Origin of the sequence: Thermogemmatispora sp., assembly GCF_019683755.1 — a bacterium.
Taxonomy (GTDB): Bacteria; Chloroflexota; Ktedonobacteria; order Ktedonobacterales; family Ktedonobacteraceae; genus Thermogemmatispora.
The window spans coordinates 1-3158 of record NZ_JADGHT010000447.1 but is presented as its reverse complement, the minus strand read 5'-3'; the positions used below and the strand labels follow the sequence as shown (position 1 = coordinate 3158).

The following is a 3158-nucleotide window of genomic DNA, read 5'->3' as shown; positions in this document are numbered from 1 at the left end:
CTCCATTTTCACCAGCGACAGAGTGCGGCAGCCCTGGCCTGCTACCAGCAGGCTGTGGCGCACTTCACGCCGGCGGTCACGCCCCTGCTGAAAGGGCGGGCGTACGCAGGACTGGCGGAAGTGTCTGCTATGCGCCAGGCCAGGCAAGAAGCGCTCCGCGCCAGGGAACTGGCTTACGAGCACTATCCGCAGCGGCCGGAAGAGGACCCAGCCTATAGCTATCAGCGCTCGAGCCGCTACTCGCTCTATGTCTTTGGAGATGCGCAGACACAGCTCTTTCTGGGGCAGCCGAAGGCGGCAGAGAAGGCGCTGCAGGCATTGGAGGGGGAGACGAGCGATCCAGAGCAGGAACCTATCACAAGGGTGGATCTGCTCTACTACTATGCGCAGGTGCGCCTGCAGCAGGGATCGATGGAAGAGGCCAGCAGCGTCGTGGCTGAGGCGGTGCAGTTGGCGCGTCGGTTGGGGTCGCGGCTCTACTTCAACAAGCTGGCAGAGGTCTATGAGCGTCTGCGGGAGCGCTGGCCGCATGAGCGGCAGATTGGGGCGCTGGAGGATCTCTTTGATCCCTGGTAGAGGGAGCGGGCGAGGAGGTCCCCAGGAAAAGACTGGCCTGCAAGGATCGGGGGTCCAACGAGGGAGACGGACAAACATCTGATCTCCTTCCTCTCTCTTCTCTCCAATAAGAGCTTGCTTGCTTGCTTAAGATGTAGAACTGAAGCATTCAGGGGCCAGGGCGGGCACAGTCTTCTCTTGTTTATTTGTCTGCTTCTATCCTAAGAGGCCGCTCCTGACCTGTGCTATGTAGCTGGGCCGAAGCTGAAATTCCATTTCTGGATGCATCCGCCTTCCAGGCAGCAGTCTCCTGCGGTGGCGGCTGCTGCTGAGTGGTCTCGCCCGGGCCAGGTGATCCGCTACTACCGCCGTCTGAAGCGGTGCCCTGACGGCAGGCACTGGACCCAGGCCGATCTGGCGCGGGCGCGCGCTGTAAGCATGCAGAGCCTTTGCCGTCGGTGGCCGGCCTGGAGAGAGAAGCGGGAGCAAAGGGAGCAAGAAGATACCTGGCTCCAGGCGGGCCAGATGTGAACGCCCCGAGTGCCATCTCTACTGCCACCTATCACGACCTCTGCGTACTTTCCCCATTGTTCGCGAGAGAGGCAATCGATCCCCTTTCTCGACTGTCAAAGCAATCACTCACCTCCTTCACTGGTCTAATCTCGCTATCAAGAGATGATGAACTCCTGGTTCTGCTTTCCCTTCGGAAGCTCTTGCGTTGCTCTCCTTCCCTCCGTATACTGGCTCTAGCGTTTACGTGGCTTCCCTGTTTTCCGTAGAGGGAAAGGAGCGCCTGAGAGCGATGGCTGCTACGTCTGAATCACTGGGGAGCTGTCCTGATCGCGCTGGCGGTAGTCCCTGGTGGGTACAGCTTGGCTATCCGCCTTTTGAGGCGGGGCCTGACCACCTTCCTCGCCCGGGGCAGGTGGTCCGTCACTATCGGCGTCTGAAGCGGCGTCCTGATGGCAAGCGCTGGACCCAAGCCGACCTGGCGCGGGCGCTGGGCGTCACTGAAAGGTATGTGAACCTCATGGAGCATCACGACGAAGGCTTCGACAGTTTCTCTCGACGACGATTTCTTGCAGAGATCCTAGCCATTCCTCCTGTCCTGTTGGGCCTGGCGGAGCTGCCGGGTGTGAGGCAGCAGACTGCAACGCTGCAAGCTCCTGCGGTGATCAGCCGTCCGGCCATTGATATGGAGCAGGTGGCACGACGTTTGTCCGCCTTGAATCGCAAAGGGGACCTAAGTACCGCCGGCCCGGAGCTACCGCTGATTGAGGCTACCCTGAGCGGCCTGTATGAGGCGCTGCCCTTTGCCAAAGGGGATCAGCCGCATCTCAAGCGCTTACTGGTGGGCTACCACACGCTGGCGGGTTCGGTACTGCGCGATGAGCAGCAGCCGCAGCGAGCGCTGGAGCATCTCAACAAGGCCGTTGGTTGGGCCAATTCGCTGCAGCAGGAGACATTGCTGGCCTTTGCGCTCTACCGGCGGATGACGGCCCTCATCGAGTTTGGTCAGATTGAGCGGGCGTTACAGGATGAGCTGCGGGTCCGCCGGCTGTTGCCGAACCTGCCGGCGGATTTGCGGGTCGCGCTGTTGCTGCGCGGCGCCCTGGCCCAGGCGCGGACAGAGGAAGCGCAACGCCAGCCAGGCAGGGTACTGGTGCTATTGGATGAGGCGGCTGCCTGGCTGGGCGAGGCCCTGGCCGGCTCGGGGGAGGATCACTATCATCTGCCTTTGAGTAGGGAGCGTTTTCAGATTGATCGGGCCGCGGTGCTGTTAGCGCTCAACTGGCCCCGGGAGACGTTGGATAGTCTGCCAACGCGCCAGTTGAGCGGTATGACGCGCGCCAATGTCTATGCGGAGCTGTTGGCGGCGGAGGCCTATGCGCGCTTGGGCGAGTATGAGCAGGCGGCGGCGCTGGGCCTGGAGGCGGTACCTGTGGCGCACGCGATCCGTAGTCAGGTGAATCTGGACCGGGCGCGCCGGCTCGTAGAGCGGCTGGCAGCTTCGCCGTTTGGCAGTGCTCCGGAAGTGGCGCGCCTGCGGTTGTTGCTGAACCAGCCGGGACGCGGGCGCGGGCGCACTCTCTAGACCAGGCCGGGCGAGGCAAGCAGCTCTGCAATGAAAATGGGACCTGCCTGGGATGCCAGGCCGAAGGGAGGGGAAGCCAGAGGCTGATGCTGGATCTCAACTTCCAGGCAGGCCCTCTGGTCCCCTTGGTGACGGCAGGCTGAGCGAGGCCGCTGCTGTTCGCCCTCGCTGGAAGTGCTAAGGGAAAAGCCTCCACCCTCCTCATTCTAAGCGGCATCGCTCCGCAGCTTACTTCGTGCACCTATCGAGGGGGGAGCCTGTCGGAAGCAAGGCAAACCTGCCGAGACAGGAATGGCTCAACACCCTCCAGCGTCGGCCCGATAGAGAAGCTCGGCGCTGCTTTGGTATCACCCTCTGCCAACCTGGCAGCCAGCACAGCATCTTTCAGCGCCAAAAACAAACCTGGATTGACCATCGCCGACACTTTCCAGTACACGTCTTTCTGGCGCAGGCCCTGCTTAGGCAGACGTTGTATGCCAAGCCTGCACCCATCGACCGTAACATCCTT

Annotated in this window: 2 protein-coding genes and 1 pseudogene; 2 read left to right on the top strand and 1 reads right to left on the bottom strand. The window is 61.9% G+C overall.

Translation table 11 applies throughout. The annotated features are described in order from the left end of the window. A pseudogene (locus IRZ24_RS18580) lies at window positions 1-576 on the top strand (hypothetical protein); the annotation flags it as partial. Between the two features lie 781 nt (window positions 577-1357). Next, a complete protein-coding gene (locus IRZ24_RS18575; protein ID WP_297167677.1) occupies window positions 1358-2650 on the top strand; it encodes a helix-turn-helix domain-containing protein in 1293 nt (430 codons plus the stop codon). A 241-nt stretch (window positions 2651-2891) separates the two neighbouring features. Here the strand turns inward: IRZ24_RS18575 and IRZ24_RS18570 are convergent. After that, window positions 2892-3158 (bottom strand): hypothetical protein (locus IRZ24_RS18570; RefSeq protein ID WP_297167675.1); only part of this gene is annotated, 267 nt, incomplete at its 5' end.